13 protein-coding genes are annotated in these 16,033 nt (G+C 74.3%); 12 read left to right on the forward strand and 1 reads right to left on the reverse strand.

The features are described 5' to 3' along the window. Nucleotides 1-904 (forward strand): AAA family ATPase (locus BUE45_RS28780; protein ID WP_073384068.1); only part of this gene is annotated, 904 nt, incomplete at its 5' end. 37 nt (nucleotides 905-941) lie between these two features. Here the strand turns inward: BUE45_RS28780 and BUE45_RS28785 are convergent. After that, nucleotides 942-2,477 (reverse strand): serine/threonine protein kinase, encoded by a 1,536-nt coding sequence (locus tag BUE45_RS28785; protein WP_073384069.1) that lies wholly within the window; start codon nucleotides 2,475-2,477, stop codon nucleotides 942-944. Nucleotides 2,478-2,815: 338 nt separating this feature from the next. Between BUE45_RS28785 and BUE45_RS28790 the strand changes: the two genes are divergently transcribed. The 11 genes from BUE45_RS28790 (at nucleotide 2,816) to BUE45_RS28840 (ending at nucleotide 15,959) form a co-directional block, all read left to right on the forward strand. Continuing rightward, the gene (locus tag BUE45_RS28790; RefSeq protein WP_073384070.1) at nucleotides 2,816-3,208 is read left to right on the forward strand and encodes a DUF948 domain-containing protein; all 393 of its coding nucleotides are present in this window, start codon (nucleotides 2,816-2,818) and stop codon (nucleotides 3,206-3,208) included. Beyond that, nucleotides 3,205-3,477 (forward strand): hypothetical protein, encoded by a 273-nt coding sequence (locus tag BUE45_RS28795; RefSeq protein WP_073384071.1) that lies wholly within the window; start codon nucleotides 3,205-3,207, stop codon nucleotides 3,475-3,477. The genes BUE45_RS28790 and BUE45_RS28795 overlap by 4 nt, the downstream gene beginning before the upstream one ends. Before the next feature lie 1,035 nt (nucleotides 3,478-4,512). Then, nucleotides 4,513-7,182, forward strand: coding sequence for an alanine--tRNA ligase (gene alaS, locus BUE45_RS28800; RefSeq protein WP_073384072.1), 2,670 nt, complete (start codon nucleotides 4,513-4,515; stop codon nucleotides 7,180-7,182). Nucleotides 7,183-7,716: 534 nt separating this feature from the next. Continuing rightward, nucleotides 7,717-8,205, forward strand: a complete 489-nt coding sequence (gene ruvX / locus BUE45_RS28805; RefSeq protein ID WP_073384100.1) for a Holliday junction resolvase RuvX — start codon at nucleotides 7,717-7,719, stop codon at nucleotides 8,203-8,205. Beyond that, entirely contained in the window at nucleotides 8,202-10,928 is a 2,727-nt protein-coding gene (mltG, locus tag BUE45_RS33030; protein WP_218619603.1) for an endolytic transglycosylase MltG, read from the forward strand. Before ruvX ends, mltG begins: the two co-directional genes overlap by 4 nt. Continuing rightward, the gene (locus BUE45_RS28815; protein ID WP_073384073.1) at nucleotides 10,928-11,752 is read left to right on the forward strand and encodes a shikimate dehydrogenase; all 825 of its coding nucleotides are present in this window, start codon (nucleotides 10,928-10,930) and stop codon (nucleotides 11,750-11,752) included. Before mltG ends, BUE45_RS28815 begins: the two co-directional genes overlap by 1 nt. Nucleotides 11,753-12,144: 392 nt before the next feature. Continuing rightward, a complete protein-coding gene (gene infC, locus BUE45_RS28820; RefSeq protein ID WP_073384102.1) occupies nucleotides 12,145-12,720 on the forward strand; it encodes a translation initiation factor IF-3 in 576 nt (191 codons plus the stop codon). Between the two features lie 187 nt (nucleotides 12,721-12,907). Next, nucleotides 12,908-13,102, forward strand: a complete 195-nt coding sequence (gene rpmI, locus BUE45_RS28825) for a 50S ribosomal protein L35 (protein ID WP_073384074.1) — start codon at nucleotides 12,908-12,910, stop codon at nucleotides 13,100-13,102. A gap of 160 nt (nucleotides 13,103-13,262) precedes the next feature. After that, nucleotides 13,263-13,634: a 50S ribosomal protein L20 gene (gene rplT, locus BUE45_RS28830; protein WP_073384075.1), complete on the forward strand. Its 372-nt coding sequence runs from the start codon at nucleotides 13,263-13,265 to the stop codon at nucleotides 13,632-13,634. 32 nt (nucleotides 13,635-13,666) lie between these two features. After that, a complete protein-coding gene (locus BUE45_RS28835) occupies nucleotides 13,667-14,512 on the forward strand; it encodes a TrmH family RNA methyltransferase (protein ID WP_073384076.1) in 846 nt (281 codons plus the stop codon). 280 nt (nucleotides 14,513-14,792) lie between these two features. Further along, nucleotides 14,793-15,959, forward strand: coding sequence for a sensor histidine kinase (locus BUE45_RS28840; protein WP_073384077.1), 1,167 nt, complete (start codon nucleotides 14,793-14,795; stop codon nucleotides 15,957-15,959). Nucleotides 15,960-16,033: the final 74 nt, after the last annotated feature.

Raw genomic sequence — 16,033 nt, forward strand, 5'->3', positions numbered from 1 at the left:
CACCACCGAGAACCCCTTCTTCTCCGTGGTCGGGCCGCTGCTGTCGCGCTCCCTCCTGCTCACCCTGGAGTCCCTGGACGACGCCGACGTGCACGCCCTGCTGGAGCGGGCGCTCGCCGACGAGCGCGGCCTGGACGGGCGCTACACGCTCACCGGCGAGGCCGCCGACGACCTCGTCCGGCTGGCCGGGGGCGACGGCCGCCGCTCCCTCACCTACCTGGAGGCCGCGGCGCTGGTCGCCGGGCCGCCCGCCGCGGAGCCGGTGGAGATCACCGCCGCCCACCTGGAACGGGCCGTGGACCGGCACGCCGTCCGCTACGACCGCTCCGGAGACCAGCACTACGACGTCGTCAGCGCGTTCATCAAGAGCATGCGGGGCAGCGACCCCGACGCCGCCCTGCACTACCTGGCCCGCATGATCGAGGCGGGGGAGGACCCCCGGTTCATCGCCCGCCGCATCGTCGTGCACGCCAGCGAGGACGTCGGCATGGCCGACCCCACGGCGCTCCAGACGGCCGTGGCCGCCGCCCAGGCCGTCGAGCTGATCGGCATGCCCGAGGCGCGCATCAACCTGGCGCAGGCCGTCATCCACATCAGCGTGGCGCCCAAGTCCAACGCGGTGGTCACCGCCATCGGCGAGGCGCTCGCCGACGTGCGGGCCGGACACGCCGGCCCGGTCCCGCGCCACCTGCGCGACGGCCACTTCAAGGGGGCCGCGGAGCTGGGCCACGGCAAGGGCTACCTCTACGCGCACGACCACCCGGGCGGGGTCGCCCCCCAGGCGCACGCGCCCGAGGGGCTGGAGGGCCGCGAGTACTACCGGCCCACCGAGCACGGCGCCGAGCGCCGTGTCTCGGAGGTGCTGCGCCGCATCAAGGAGGTCCTGCGCCGCGGCCGGCCCTGACCCCGCTCCGGGTGCCCGGGGCGGTGCCGGGAGCGCACTAGTCGGTGAAGAGCTCGGTGACCTGGACGATCTCCCGGGGCTCGCCCTCGGCGGGCTCCTCGTCGGAGAAGGTGACCTCCACGATCACCACCGGCCCCCACGACAGGTAGTCGATGAAGTCCCGGCCGGTCAGCTCCCAGGTGCCGCGCCCCTCCTCGTCCAGGAAGACGTGGTCGGGGGCGGCGCAGAACTTGGCGCACAGCACCTCGGCCTCGGGGTCGATCACGGCGGACGCGGAGTCCCCGGCCTCGTCCCACTGCGCCGCCCAGTCCTGGTGGGTGGGCACGCCCTGCCCGCGCTCCGGCTCGTCGTCGCGGTCCACCGGGGTGAACACCCACGGCCCCTCCGCGACGTCCTCCTGCTCGGCGGGGTCGAAGCGCACCACCAGCGTCCGGGGCACCTCGGGGGAGGGGGAGGGGGAAGCCTCCTCCTGCGCGGTGTCGGCCACCAGCGCCTCGTCCTCGGGGGAACCCGCCAGCAGGGCCACGCCCCACACGCCCGCGCCGACCACCGCCACGGCGAGCACGCCCGCGCCCACCAGCAGCGGCACCCGCGGGGACGTCCGCGCCGGCGGACGGCCCTCCAGCCGGATCACCCGGGGCACGCGCTGGGCGGGCTCGACCGCCCGCCACTCGCGCTCCATCAGGGCGGCCAGCTCCTCGCGGTCGGGCGGCCCGGAGCTGTCCCGGCCGTTCTCCCGCTGCCAGACGGCCAGGACCGAGCCGATCACCTCGTGCAGGCTGGGCCGCGCCCCCGGCTCGGGCGCCAGGGCCCGGGACACCAGCGGCACCAGCCCCTTGGGCAGCCCGGTCAGGTTGTGCTCCCCGGCCGCGGCGCGCGCGGCGATCTCCTCGGGCTCCCCGGCACCGAAGGGCAGCCTCCCCGTGCCCGCGTAGGCGGTGACCGCGCCCCAGGCGAACACGTCGGCGGAGGGCGACGCCTGCGCGCCGGTGAACCGCTCCGGGCTCAGCCAGGTCGCGCCCGTCCCGTCCGCGTGCGCGTCCGCGACGGCGCAGTCCATGATGTGCGGGCCGCGCGACTCCAGCAGCACCCGCTCGTGGTTGAGCGACCCGTGCGCGATACCGCGCGCGTGCAGCGCGGACAGGCCCTCGGCCAGGCCGACGGCCAGCGCCAGGAGCTTGCCGGTGCCCAGGCCGCCGCGCTTGGTCACCAGGTGGGAGAGCCGCTGGCCCTCCATGTACGGCATCGCCAGCCAGGGCCGCTCGGCCCGGCCGTCGAACGCGGCGGGGACGACCACGCGCGCCGGGTCCACCTGCGCCAGCGCGGTCAGCCGCCGCACGAGCGCCTCCCGCTCGGGCTCGGTGGCGGGTGTCCGCAGGACCTTCACGGCGACCAGCCGCTCGCCCGCGGTGGGCGACGCGGCGTCCACCGCGGCGTAGACGGTTCCGGACGCCCCCTGTCCCAGCCGCCCGAGGACGAGGTAGGGACCTATCCGCGTCGGATCGTCCGGATACAGCGGGGGGAGGTGCTCCGGTACCAGTACGGAGATCTCTCGGGGAGAACGAGGGCTCATGGGTGTCCTGTCGCGATGCTTCCGGGCCTACGGGACGGCGGAGTATCCGGACATCGTAGTGAAGTTCCGGATCCACGTTCATTCTCCCGAATGACCGGGACACGAATCGACATCCGCGTCCGCCACCGGCCACCGGCGGGGCGGCGCGCCCGGGGCGAGGCCCGCACGCGTCCGCCGGCCCGACGCGATATGGTCGGCCGGAACCCGTCGGTTCGGACGCCCCCACCCCGGAGCGCGGCCGGCGGCGGACGGCCCCCGGCGCTCTCCGGCGCACGCGCGGGGGACCGCGTCGCACACAGACCCTCGAAAGTCACCCCTATCCGCCTTACGGAGCCCGCATGCTTACCGGAGGAGAGGTCGCCGCGCTCGTCGCCGCGGTGGTCTGGGCGGTGCTGGCCACGTTCATCTGCGTGGCGCTCGTCAAACTGATCAAGCTCATCAACGCCGCGACCGCGGTCGTCTCCGAACTGGGCGACCGCACCCCGCCCCTGATGGACGACGTGGCCGCCACGGTCGACCGCGCCAACACCTCGCTGGAGCGCGTGGAGGAGATCACCGCCAACGCGCAGGCCAGCAGCGAGGACGTCGCCACCATGACCGCGCTGACCCGTTCGGTGGTCACCGGACCGCTGGTGAAGGCCGCCTCGCTGTCCTACGGGGTCCGCCGGGTCCTGGGCCGGCGCCGCGCCCTGGCGGTCGTGCGCAGCCGCCGCCGGAAGGAGAACCGGTGATCGGGCGGCTGTTCTACCTCGCCGCCGGCGCCGCCCTGGGCGGGTACGCCGTGCACCGCGTCCACCGGGCCCGCCGCGCCCTCACCCCGGGCGGCATCGCCGAGCGGGTGGAGGGCAGGGTCGGCGAGTACCGGGGCGCCCTGCGGGAGCTGAACGAGGACCTGGCGGACGCCGTCCGCGAGCAGGAGGAGGAGCTGCTGCGCGTCTACGCGCCCCGCCGCTCCCGCGCCCTGCCCCGGACCGGGCGCGGAGCCCTCCCCGAGGACTGACCGGCCCCGGGGCCCTCGGGCCCCGGCCGCCGCCGTGCCGCCGCGGGTCCGTGTCCGCGCGCCCTCCGGCACCGCCCCGTGCGGCGGTGCCCCCGTACGGCTGCGGCGTGTACCCCTCCCCACCGGCCCCGGGCGCCTGCCCCGGCGGCTCCGCGCGGCCGTGCCACCGGTGTCCTTCGCCGCCGAACCCGGATATCCCCCGGCGCCCGCGTGGCCTGCGGCCGTGCCCGCACGGCGCGGTGCTGTGCCCCCGTGTCCGCGCGCCGTGCTTCCTTCACGGCCGGGCCCGGCGGTCCGCCCGGCCCCCGGCGCCCGCGTGGCCTGCGGCCGTGCCCGCACGGCGCGGTGGTGTTCCCCCGTGTCCGCGCGCCGTTGTGCGTCCGTACGGCTGCGGTGGCCCCTCCTCGCCGGCCCCGGGCACCTCCCGGGCCCCTGGCGCCCCTCCGGTTTCGTGCGTCCCGTGCGTCCGTGTGCCGTCGCAGGGCCGCGACGCGGGTCCCGCACCGCAGGCTCCTGGGGCCTCCCGGCCCCCGGTACCCGCGTGGCCTGCGGCCGTGCCCGCACGGCGCGGTGGTGTTCCCCCGTGCCGTTGCCGCTTCGGTGCGGCCCGGGCGGCCCCCCTCGCCGGCCCCGGGCGTCTCCCGGGCCCCTGGCGCCCCTCCGGTTTCAGGTGCCCCCGTCCCAGGGGCTCCGTTCGCGCGCGGCCGACCGGGACCGCCGCGGGCGCCCCCGGGGGTGCCGCGCCGCGCCGGAACGCCCCCCGCGCGGTGCACCGCGAACCCGTACGGGTCCGGCCGACCCGGCGCCCGCCGGTGCCCGACGGCGATAGCCTGGGAACAACCGAGGTCCCGGCGTTGTCGTGAACACGACGGGCCCCGGGGGCGGTCGTCCGGAAGGTCGGCCGCGAAGGAGAAAACCACAGGCATCCGCGTGGTCGCGCCCCTACCATGGGGCACCGAAACGACCACGCGCAATCAGGTCCCGGCCAGGGACGGGCCCGCCGAGGGCGGCGGAGCCGAGCACAGGAGGGCATCCATGGAGACGGCAGAGATCGCGCGCCGCTTCCTCAGTTTCTTCGAGAAGAACGGACACACCGTGGTGCCCTCGGCAAGCCTCATCGCCGAAGACCCCACGCTGCTGCTGGTCCCCGCAGGCATGGTCCCCTTCAAGCCCTACTTCCTGGGCCAGCGCACTCCGCCGTTCGAGACCGCCACCAGCGTCCAGAAGTGCATCCGCACCAAGGACATCGAGGAGGTGGGCAAGACCTCCAGGCACGCCACCTTCTTCCAGATGCTCGGCAACTTCTCCTTCGGCGCCTACTTCAAGGAGCAGGCGATCCCGCTGGCGTGGGAGCTGGTCACCACCCCGGTCGCGGACGGCGGCTTCGGCATCGACCCGGAGCGGCTGTGGGTCACCGTCTACCTCGACGACGACGAGGCCGCGGCGATCTGGCGCGACAAGGTGGGCGTGCGCCCCGAGCGCATCCAGCGCATGGGCATGGAGGAGAACTACTGGTCGATGGGCGTCCCCGGACCCTGCGGCCCGTGCTCCGAGATCTTCTACGACCGCGGCCCCGAGTACGGGGTCGAGGGCGGCCCCGAGGCGGACGAGAACCGCTACATCGAGATCTGGAACCTCGTCTTCATGCAGTACGAGCGGGGTGAGGGCGGCGACAAGTCCGGCTTCCCGATCCTCGGCGACCTGCCCAAGAAGAACATCGACACCGGCCTGGGCCTGGAGCGCCTGGCCGCGGTCCTCCAGGGCGTCGACAACATCTACGAGACCGACATCATCGGGCGCGTCCTGCACCGCGCCGCGGAGCTGGCCGGGGTCCGCTACGGCGACGACCACGGGCAGGACGTCCTGCTGCGCGTGGTCGCCGACCACGTGCGCAGCGCCGTCATGCTGGTCGGCGACGGCGTCAAGCCCGGCAACGAGAAGGCGGGCTACGTCCTGCGCCGCATCCTGCGCCGCTCCATCCGCAACATGCGCCTGCTCTCGGGCACCGACACCGCGTACATGCACGACCTCACCGCGGTCAGCATCGACGCGATGAAGGACATCTACCCCGACCTGGCCGACAAGGCCGACGTGATCCACGGTGTCATCGACACCGAGGAGGCCGGCTTCGCCGACACCCTGCGCTCGGGCACCACCCTGTTCACGCGGGCGGCGGAGCGCACCCGCCACGCGGGCGGCACCGTCTTCTCCGGCTCCGACGCCTTCCAGCTCCACGACACCTACGGCTTCCCCATCGACCTCACCCTGGAGATGGCGGCCGAGCAGGGCCTCACCGTGGACGAGACGGCCTTCCGCGAGCTCATGCAGCGGCAGAAGGACACCGCCAAGGCGGACGCCAAGGCCAAGAAGCTCGGCAACGCGGACGTCTCCCTCTACGCGCAGCTGCTGGAGGGCGCGGGCGCCACCGACTTCCTCGGCTACACCGACGTCCTGAGCGAGTCCGCGGTCCGGGGCATCGTGGTCGGCGGGGTCTCCTCGCCCGCCGCCCGCGAGGGCGAGAAGGTCGAGATCGTCCTGGACCGGACCCCGTTCTACGCCGAGAGCGGCGGCCAGCTGGCCGACACCGGAACGCTCACCGTCGAGGGCCGCGCGGTCGTTGACGTCGAGGACGTGCAAAAGCCCCTGCCGGGCCTGTTCGTCCACCGGGGCACCGTCCGCGCGGGCGAGATCGCCGTGGACGACACCGTGCACGCCGCCATCGACACCGGGCGCCGCCACGCCATCGAGCGCTCCCACTCGGCGACCCACCTCATCCACTCGGCGCTGCGCAACGCGCTGGGCCCGTCGGCGGGCCAGGCCGGCTCGGAGAACAGCCCCGGCCGCCTGCGCTTCGACTTCACCGCCGACAACGCCCTGGGCGAGTCGCGGCTGTCGGAGGTCGAGGAGGAGGTCAACACCGTCCTGTCCGGCGACATCGCGGTGCGCACCGAGGAGAAGACCCTCGACGAGGCCCTCAAGATGGGCGCGCTGGCCATGTTCGGCGAGAAGTACGGCGACCGCGTCCGCGTGGTGGAGATGAGCGACTACTCCGTCGAGCTGTGCGGCGGCACCCACGTGCCCTCCACGGCGCGGCTGGGCATCGTCAAGCTCCTGGGCGAGTCCTCCACCGGCTCCGGCGTGCGCCGCGTCGAGGCGCTGGTCGGCGTCGACGCCTTCCGCCGCCTGTCCAAGGAGTCGGCCCTGGTCGGCCGGATCTCCGAGCAGCTCAAGAGCCCCCGGGAGGAGCTGCCCGAGCGGATCGACTCGGTCGTCTCCCGGCTGCGCGCCGCGGAGAAGGAGATCGAGAGGCTGCGCGCCGCGCAGGTCCTCCAGGCCGCGGGCTCCATCGCGGAGCGGGCCCGCCGCCACGGCCCGGCGCTGGTCGTGGCCGAGCAGGCCCCCGAGGGCGCGGGCGGCGACGAGCTGCGCGCCCTGGCCGCCGACGTGCGCGGCCGCCTGGGCGAGGCGGAGCCCGCCGTGGTGGCGCTGACCGCAGTGCCCAAGGACCGCCCGGTCGTGGTCATCGCGGTCAACAAGGCGGCCCAGAAGGCCGGGATCAAGGCCGGCGACCTGGTGGGCGTGGCGGCCCGCGCGCTCGGCGGAGGCGGCGGCGGCAAGCCCGACATCGCCCAGGGCGGCGGCACCGACGCGTCCAAGGTGGACGAGGCGCTGCGGGCCGTCGAGGCCCGCGTCGCCGGCGCCTGAGGCGTACCGGACCCCGTCCGCGCCGCCGGCCCCCGGGCCGTGCGGGAACCCGCGGACGGGGTCCGGTGAGAGCGCTCCGGAGGAGCCCTTCTCCGGCGTGGTCTTCGCAACACGGGCGTGGTGACACACCGTGATGCAAGACGCCGGGTAACATCACGACCTGTGACGATCCGGGCGAACGCGGTCGTCCGCGAGCCCGGTTCCGGCCGTGCGCGCGGGACGGCCGCAGTGACGGGCGATTCGGGTGACTTACACTCGGATTCGGCCCCCACGACCGCTCCGCACCCCGTGCTGAGTCGGGCAGGCCGTCCGGACCGCTGTCCTGCGACCGCTCCGGATGGCCCAGGCTGCGTGCAGTCATCGAATCGGGCATACTGTGGCGCGTCACAGCCGATCACACGGCTGTCTGCGCGGAGTTCCCGCGATCCACCTGACGAACAGGACCACCGTGTCGAGGATTTTCCCATCGCGGTGCCGTGCCCGTACCGGGACGGCCCGCCCGTGCCGCCTTCCCCGAACCGGGGGGCGCTCCTCGTGAGGAACGGTGTCCGCCTGGCCCTCGACCCGGGCAACGCCCGCATCGGTGTGGCCGTCAGCGACCCCTCCGGCATACTCGCCAGCCCGCTGGAGACGATCCCGCGCGGCAGGGGCGACAAGAACAGGGTCGCCCTGCTGGTCCTGGAGAAAGAGGCACGGGAGGTCGTCGTGGGTTACCCTGCCTCTCTGTCAGGTGAGGAAGGACCGGCGGCCCGGTCGGCCCGGGAGTTCGCGGCGGCGCTCGCCGGACTCCTGCACCCCGTCCCCGTCCGCCTGGTCGACGAACGCCTCACCACCGTGACCGCGCAGGGACATCTGCTCTCCGGAGCCTCCTTCAGTAAGAAGGGCGCCAAGGGCGGTCGCGCCCGCCGAACGGTCATCGACCAGGCGGCGGCCACGGTCCTCCTGCAGAGCGCCTTGGACCAGGAACGGTCGACAGGCCGGCCCCCGGGCGAGATCGTCCGCTCCAGCCAGGGAGAATCATGAACGACAGGGATGACTACTCCGACAATCCCTATCGTGGACGTGCCGACCGCGACGGCGGTCACGACTACGACCCGCTCGACGGCCCCCCCGCGCGCGGTCGCCGCTCCCGGGCGGAGGGCTCCCCGTGGGCCGAGCCCGAGGAGCCCGGCTCCCGGCACACCGGCCCCTCGACCGGAGAGTTCCGCACCCCCCGCTACGCCCCCCGGCCCGACCAGGAGTACGACCCGCTGACCCCGCGCCGCCCCGCCCGCGGCCAGGAGCCCCCCGCGGCGCCGCAGCGCCGCGGCGGTGCCGCCGACGCCCTGCGCGGCGGCCGCGCGGCCCGCTCCGGCGGCGGACGCGGCGGACGCCCGCGTGAGAACGGCCCCGGCGACGCCGGGCCGCCGCCCGCGGACGACTCCACCCAGGACGCCCTGGCCGCCCTGGCCGGCCTGGGGTCCCCCGCCCCCTCTCCCGCGGGAGAGGAACCGCCCCGCCGTGCCCGCCGCGAGCGCCCCGAGCCCGAGCAGGCGCCGCCCGCCCCCGCCGACGAGGAGCCGCGGGCCGCCCGCCGGGGCCGCAGGAGCGCGGAGGAGGAAACCCCGCGCCGCGGGCGCGCCAACGCGGAGGAGGAGCCCCCGCGCCGCGGGCGCGGGCGCAAGCGCGGCCGCCGCGACGAGGAGCCCGGCTTCCTGGACGGCCTTCCCGAGGACACCGGCGCGTTCGACGCCGTCGCGTTCCCGGGGGTCAACAGCTCCGCCGACACCGGCGCCTTCGCCGCGCTGACCGACGAGGACCTGCGTTCGCGCGGCGCCCGGGGCGGGGACGCCCCCGACTCCGGGTCCTTCGACTCCACCCCGCGCCGGGGCCGCCGCCATCGCGGCGGCGCGGCCGAGGAGGCGCCCGAACCCGTGGAGGAGTCCCGCCGCTCCGGCCGCCGCCGCCGCGGCCCGGCCGAGGAGGCGCCGTCGGACACCGGCGCTTTCGAGGCCGACGCCCCGCCCCGCGGCCGGCGCGCCCGCCGGGACCGCGCCCCCGGTGCGGACCCCCGCGACACCGGCTCCTACGAGACCGGTTCCTATGACACGGGCTCCTACGACACCGCCGCGTTCGACACCGGCCCCCGGGGTGCGGGTCCCCGCTCCTCCGGCGGCCACGACACGGGTTCCTACGACACGGGCTCCTACGACACCGGGGCCTTCCCGGACGGCGGGGACACCGCCGACGGAGGCGCCCCCGACGCCGCGGAGGAGGAGCAGCCGCGCTCCCGGCGCTCGCGCCGCTCCCGCGCCGCGGACGAGCCGGCCCAGGCGCCCCGCTCCCGGCGCCGCCGCGGAGCCGCTCCCGACGAGGTCCCCGAGGAGGAGGCCGAACCCGCGGAGGCGGAGTTCAGCGCCGAGGACGAGGACGACGAACCCGCCGGACGCCGGGGCAGGGGCCGCGGTCGCCGCGCGGGCACCCGGCGCGGGGGCCGCCAGCGCGGCCGACGCGAGGAGGAGTCCGCGCCGGCGGCCGACGAGCCCGCCGCGGAGGAGTCCGGGGACGACGGCTACGACGACTACGAGGAACCGGCCCTGTCCGACATCGCCGAGGCCTACGGCGGCGGCCGGGACAGCCGCAGGAAGGCCAAGGAGCTGAAGCGGGCCCGGCTGGCCCAGCAGCAGCGCACGCCGGAGGGCCGCCGGGCCAAGCGGCGCGGCAAGGGCATGACGATCTTCCTCGTCCTGGTCCTCATCGCCGTCATCGGCGGCGGCGGGTTCTTCGTGATGCGCACCTATGTCTTCCCGCCGGACTTCGACGGCGAGGGCAGCGGCGACGTCGTCTACGTCATCCAGGACAGCCAGAGCGGCGCCAGTGTCGGCCAGGGACTGGCCGACCTGGGCGTGGTGGCCAGCCCGCGGGCGTTCACCAACGCCCTGGAGGACCTGTCCGCCGAAGAGCTGGGCCAGGGCCTGGTCCCGGGCAGCTACTCCCTCGCCCTGGGCATGAGCGCCGACAACGCCGTCCGGGCGCTGCTGGACCCCGCCAACAGACTCGGCGGGCGGGTCACCATCAACGAGGGCCGGCGCAACGAACAGGTCCTGGAGCAGCTGTCCGAGGAGACCGGCGTCCCCTACGAGGAGCTGGAAGAGGCGCACTCGCGCCCCGACGAGCTGGGCCTGCCCGACTACGCCGAGGGCGAGGCCGCCGGGTACCTGTTCCCCTCGACCTACATGTTCGACCCCGACACCGACGCCGAGACCATGCTCAAGACCATGGTCCAGCAGTTCCACGCGACCGCAGAGGAGCTGGAGCTGGAGTCGCGGGCCGAGGCGCTGGGCCTGACCCCCGACGAGGTCATGGCCATCGCCTCCATCGTCCAGGCCGAGAGCGGCAACACGGATGACATGCCCAAGGTCTCCCGGGTCGTCTACAACCGCCTCGACATCGACATGAACCTCCGTATGGACAGCACCTGCTTCTACGCCATCGGCGAGTACGGCATCGCGCTGAACAACGAGCAGCTGGCCAGGTGCCAGGCGGACACCAGCGGGTTCGACACCTACCACAAGTCGGGCCTGCCCCCGGGGCCGTTCGTCGCCCCCGGCGAGGACGCCATCGAGGCCGCGCTGTCGCCAGCGGAGGGCGACTGGCTGTTCTTCGTGGCCACCGACCCGGAGAACGGCGTCACGGAGTTCACCGCGAGCGAGACCGAGTTCGAGCAGCTCAAGCAGGAGTTCATGGACAACTGGAGCGGCGGCTGATGCGGGCGGCCGTCCTGGGCTCGCCGGTCGCCCACTCGCTCTCCCCGGTCCTGCACACCGCCGCCTACGCGGCGATGGGACTGGACGACTGGTCCTACGGGCTGCACGAGTGCGGCGAGGAGGGGCTGGAGCCCTTCCTCGCCGGGCTCGGCCCGGACTGGGCCGGGCTGTCCCTGACCATGCCGCTCAAGCGCCGGGCCCTGGACCTCGCCGACCGGGCGCAGGACCTGGCCGTGCGCGTCGGCGGCGCCAACACCCTGGTGCGCGGGGGGAGCGGCTGGACCGCCCACAACACCGACGTGGAGGGCATCGTCGCCGCCCTGGCGGAGGCGGGTGTGGACGCCCCGCGCAGCGCCGTTGTACTGGGAGCGGGTGCCACCGCGGCCTCGGCCCTGGCCGCCCTGCGCGTGCTGGGGCTCACCGCCCCCGTCACCGTGCTGGCCCGGGACGCCTCGCGCGCCGGCGAGGTGGTGGCCGCCGCGGAGCGCCTGGGGCACCCGGTGGAGGTGGCCCCGCTGTCCGGGATCGAGCACCACCTCGACGTCGACCTGGTCGTCTCCTCCCTTCCCGCGGGCGCGGCCGACGGCCTGGCCGGCCCGCTGGCCCGGAGCGGCGCCGCCCTGTTCGACGTGGTCTACGCCCCCTGGCCCACCGCCGCCGCCCGCCGGGTCGCCGGGTCCGGCGGCCGGGTCGTGGGGGGGTTCCCCATGCTGCTGCACCAGGCCGCCGCCCAGGTCCGCCTGATGACGGGGGACGAGCGGGTGCCGGTGGAGGCGATGCGCGCCGCGGGCGAGGCGGAACTGGCCCGCCGCGCGGCCCCCTGAGCGGCGCGGGCGGCGCCGGTCCGTTCGACTGGTAGTATGAGATATCGACTTGGTCCGGTGTGCCTGCCACACTGGAACCGCAAGCGGAGATGATCCTCCCACCCGCCGGGTGCAGCCCGGGCGGGTCCACCGAGTCGGCCCGCTCCGGTGCGTTCGCGACGGGATGCCGTGCACACGGCCCCGCCCGGCACCCCGGACAGCCGTGCCGTCCGACGGATCGACCCCGCTTGCACACGCTGGCGGGGTTTTCGCTTTTCCAGGAGAACCCCGACGCGATCGGTCCATCCGCTGGAGACGGGCGGGCCGATCCAGCAGGCCGCTCCAATCAGGGGCGGCCGGTCCCAGGTAATCCGAGAAAGCTAGGGAGGGGTCTCATCAGCGCCGAGCCCCGCATCAATGACCGCATCCGGGTGCCAGAGGTCCGCCTGGTCGGACCCAACGGCGAGCAGGTCGGAATCGTCTCCGTGCAGGACGCCCTGCGCCTCGCCCAGGAGTCGGACCTCGACCTCGTCGAGGTCGCGCCGACCGCGCGCCCGCCGGTCGCCAAGCTGATGGACTACGGCAAGTTCAAGTACGAGTCAGCGGTCAAGGCCCGCGAAGCCCGTAAGAACCAGTCGAACACGATCATCAAGGAGATCAAGCTCCGCCCGAAGATCGACCCGCACGACTACGAGACCAAGAAGGGTCACGTGGTGCGGTTCCTCAAGAGCGGGGACAAGGTCAAGGTGACGATCATGTTCCGCGGTCGCGAGCAGTCCCGTCCGGAGCTGGGCCGCCGCCTGCTGGCGCGGCTCGCCGAGGACGTCCAGGACCTTGGCACCGTGGAGTCGCAGCCCAAGCAGGACGGTCGCAACATGGTCATGGTGATCGGCCCGCACAAGCGGCGGTCCGAGCACAAGGCCGAGGCCCGTGCGGCCGCGGCGGGGGACAAGGCCCGCCGTCCGCAGGAGTCCGCCGAACAGGCTTAGCGGCTTCGGGGAAGTCCCCCACCGCCCGGCCGCCGGAAGGGACCGGGTGGTGGGGTGGGCTGTGCTCGAACGCCCCGGAAGCGTTGCGTTCCGGCGCTCAGGGATCCCGCCGTAGCGGCGGAAGAACCGTGTCGTCCGCGCCCCGTGCGCGGCCCGACACGCCGACGGAGTAGGAGACGACGGCGACATGCCGAAGAACAAGACCCACAGTGGGGCCAAGGACCGCTTCAAGGTCACCGGCTCTGGCAAGATCATGCGCCGCCGTGCCAACAAGAACCACATCCTCGAGCACAAGACCTCCAAGCGCAAGCGCAAGCTGAGCAACGAGGCCGTGCTCGCCCCCGCGGACGCGAAGTTCATCAAGAAGCTTCTCGGCAAGTAGTCCGCGAACCTTCCCCTCCCGCCGGAAGAGCCCCCGCGCCCCCCGGGCGCGGTGACGGCCGCCGGGCGGGATCATTCAGAAGCGAATCCGGTCGCCGGGCTCCTGGGAGCCGGGCCGGTCGGCGCGCCCCGCGCGCCGGAACACACAAGAGGGAGTCACTGTGGCACGCGTGAAGCGGGCTCTCAACGCCAAGAAGAAGCGCAAGGTCGTCCTCGACCGGGCGAGCGGCTACCGCGGTCAGCGTTCGCGCCTGTACCGCAAGGCCAAGGAGCAGATGCTCCACTCGATGACCTACGCCTACCGCGACCGCAAGGACCGCAAGGGCCAGTTCCGTCGTCTGTGGATCCAGCGGATCAACGCCGCCTCCCGCGCCAACGGCCTCACCTACAACCGCTTCATGCAGGGCCTGAAGCTGGCCGGCATCGAGGTCGACCGCCGTATGCTGGCCGAGCTGGCCGTCAACGACGAGGCCGCCTTCGCGGGCCTGGTGGAGACCGCCAAGAAGGCCCTTCCGGCCGAGGCCGCGGCCTGACCGGTTCCATACCGAGTCCGACGGGTAGAGCGATGGCGAGCCACGAGTTCACGAGTGTCCGGTCACCCAGGATCAAGGGGGTTCGGCGGCTCGCCAAGCGCACCTTCCGCCAGCGCGAGCGGCGCTTCCTCGCCGAGGGGCCGCAGGCCGTGCGCGAAGCACTGGCCGCGGCCGACGGTTCCGGGCGGTCCCCCTACGGCGGGACCGCCCCGGGAGTGGTGGAGGTCTACGCCACGACCGAGGCGATGCAGCGCCACCTCGACCTGGTGGACGCCGCCCACACGGTGGGCGTCCCGGTCCACCGCGTCAGCCTCGACGTCATGACCGAGCTGGCCCAGACCGTCACCCCGCAGGGCGTCATCGCGGTCTGCGAGTTCGTCGACGTCCCCCTGGACCGCCTCGGGGACGTCCGCATGGCCGCGGTGCTGTCCCACGTGCGCGACCCGGGCAACGCCGGAACGGTGCTGCGCACCGCCGACGCGGCCGGGGCCGACGCGGTCATCTTCACCGACGCCTCGGTGGACCCCTACAACGGCAAGTGCGTGCGGGCCTCCGCCGGAAGCCTGTTCCACCTGCCGATCGTCGTGGGTGTCCCGGTGGCGGGGGCGATCGACTTCCTCCGCGGGCGCGGTGCCCGCGTCTGGGCCGCCGACGGCGGCGGGACGCGCGACCTGCACGGCGTCGCCGACGGCGGCGACCTCGACGGCCCGGTCGGCTGGGTCTTCGGCAACGAGGCCTGGGGCCTGCCCGAGGAGACCGTCCGCCTGACGGACGGCGCCGTCAGCGTCCCCATCTACGGCGGGGCCGAAAGCCTGAATCTGGCCACGGCCGCGGCCGTGTGCCTCTACACCACGGCACGCCAGCAGCGGCGTTCCTGAGCGGCCCGCGCGGGGGACTCCGACACGGAACAGTCGTCCGCATTGGCAAATGCACGTGCACGGGGCCCCGGTGCCGATAGGGTCTGAGCGGGATCACGGTGGCGCCCCCCGATGCGCCCTCCGGCCCCCGCGCGGGCGGAGATCCCTGTTCAAAAGGCGTACCGGGCGGACGTGCCGGGTAGATCTGCGGTGGTGGTCGCGGATGCCGGCGCCATCGGTCGGCGGCCCGCGGGCGCAGAGGCCCTGCGTCCGCGGACCTACAAGGGGAGCGGGGAGAGTCGTGGGCAGCGGCCGGCAGGTGGATCACCCGGTGGAGGGCGGGGAGGACGCGCATCCCTCCGACTCCCCGCCGGACGACGGCACCGGAGGCGACCGGACCCCCGCACCGCTGTGGGACGTGGACGACACCGTCCCCGGGCACAGCCCCCTGAACGCCGACGACCTGCCCGACGGGGTCGTCGTCGCCGACGCCCGCGGCCGCGTCGTCCTCTACAACGCCCAGGCCGCCCAGCTCACCGGCACCGCCTCCACTGCGGCCCTGGGCCGCGACTTCCGCGCCGCCCTCCCCCTGGTCGGCGCCGACGGCAACGACTGGTGGGAGGCCAGCGACCCCTACGGCGGCGACCGCGGCCGCACCCGCCAGACCGAGCGCGCCCTCTACCTGCCCGACGACCGCGAGATCCTCGTCGCCGCCCGCTACGTGCGCGCCCGTCCCGGGGGCGACCTCATCCGCCTGGTCGTCACCCTGCGCGACGCCTCCACGCGGGCCGAGCGCAGCCGCGCCGACCTCGTCTCGGAGGTCGCCCACGAACTGCGCTCCCCCCTCACCAGCGTCAAGGGGTTCACCTCCACCCTGCTCACCAAGTGGGAACGGCTGACCGACAAGCAGAAGCTGTTCATGCTGGAGACCGTCAACGCCGACGCCGACCGCGTCACCCGGCTCATCCACGACCTGCTCGACGTCTCCCGCATCGAGTCGGGGCGCATCGAGGTGCGCCGCCAGGTCGTGGACGTCACCGAGGCGGCCCGCCGGGTCGTGGCCGGACGCGTCGCGGCCGGGGAGTCCGAGGAGCGCTTCCGGGTCGAGACCCGCCAGGGCCTCCCGCAGATGTGGCTGGACCCCGACAAGATCGGGCAGATCCTCTCCAACCTCGTCGAAAACGGGGTGCGGCACGGCGCTGGTACTGTCAGTGTCGTGATCGAGCCGTGTGAAGGAGGAGCAGCGGTGTCGGTGCGCGACGAAGGCCAGGGCATAGCGCCCGAGACCATTCCGCGCGTCTTCCGCCAGTTCTGGCGCAGCAAGCGCCGGAGCGGGACCGGCCTCGGGCTGTTCATCGTCAAGGGCCTCGTCGAGGCCCACGGCGGCACGATCACCGTCGGACGCGCCCCCAGCGGCGGCGCCGAGTTCCGATTTACCATGCCCGCCGGGACTCCCGAGTTCGTCTGAGCCCTCAGACCCTCCACGTCCCCGGCGGGCTCCACGGCGTGCCCGGGAACGGTGAGTGGACCCTTTCCGTGCGC

This window comes from Nocardiopsis flavescens (assembly GCF_900141985.1).
GTDB lineage: Bacteria > Actinomycetota > Actinomycetes > Streptosporangiales > Streptosporangiaceae > Nocardiopsis > Nocardiopsis flavescens.

Excerpts from the sequence above, each read along its gene's own strand:
- BUE45_RS28785 (WP_073384069.1), bottom strand. The coding sequence starts at position 2,477 with ATGAGCCCTCGTTCTCCCCGAGAGATCTCCGTACTGGTACCGGAGCAC.
- BUE45_RS28790 (WP_073384070.1), top strand. The coding sequence starts at position 2,816 with ATGCTTACCGGAGGAGAGGTCGCCGCGCTCGTCGCCGCGGTGGTCTGG.
- alaS (WP_073384072.1), top strand. The coding sequence starts at position 4,513 with ATGGAGACGGCAGAGATCGCGCGCCGCTTCCTCAGTTTCTTCGAGAAG.
- mltG (WP_218619603.1), top strand. The coding sequence starts at position 8,202 with ATGAACGACAGGGATGACTACTCCGACAATCCCTATCGTGGACGTGCC.
- BUE45_RS28815 (WP_073384073.1), top strand. The coding sequence starts at position 10,928 with ATGCGGGCGGCCGTCCTGGGCTCGCCGGTCGCCCACTCGCTCTCCCCG.
- rpmI (WP_073384074.1), top strand. The coding sequence starts at position 12,908 with ATGCCGAAGAACAAGACCCACAGTGGGGCCAAGGACCGCTTCAAGGTC.
- BUE45_RS28835 (WP_073384076.1), top strand. The coding sequence starts at position 13,667 with ATGGCGAGCCACGAGTTCACGAGTGTCCGGTCACCCAGGATCAAGGGG.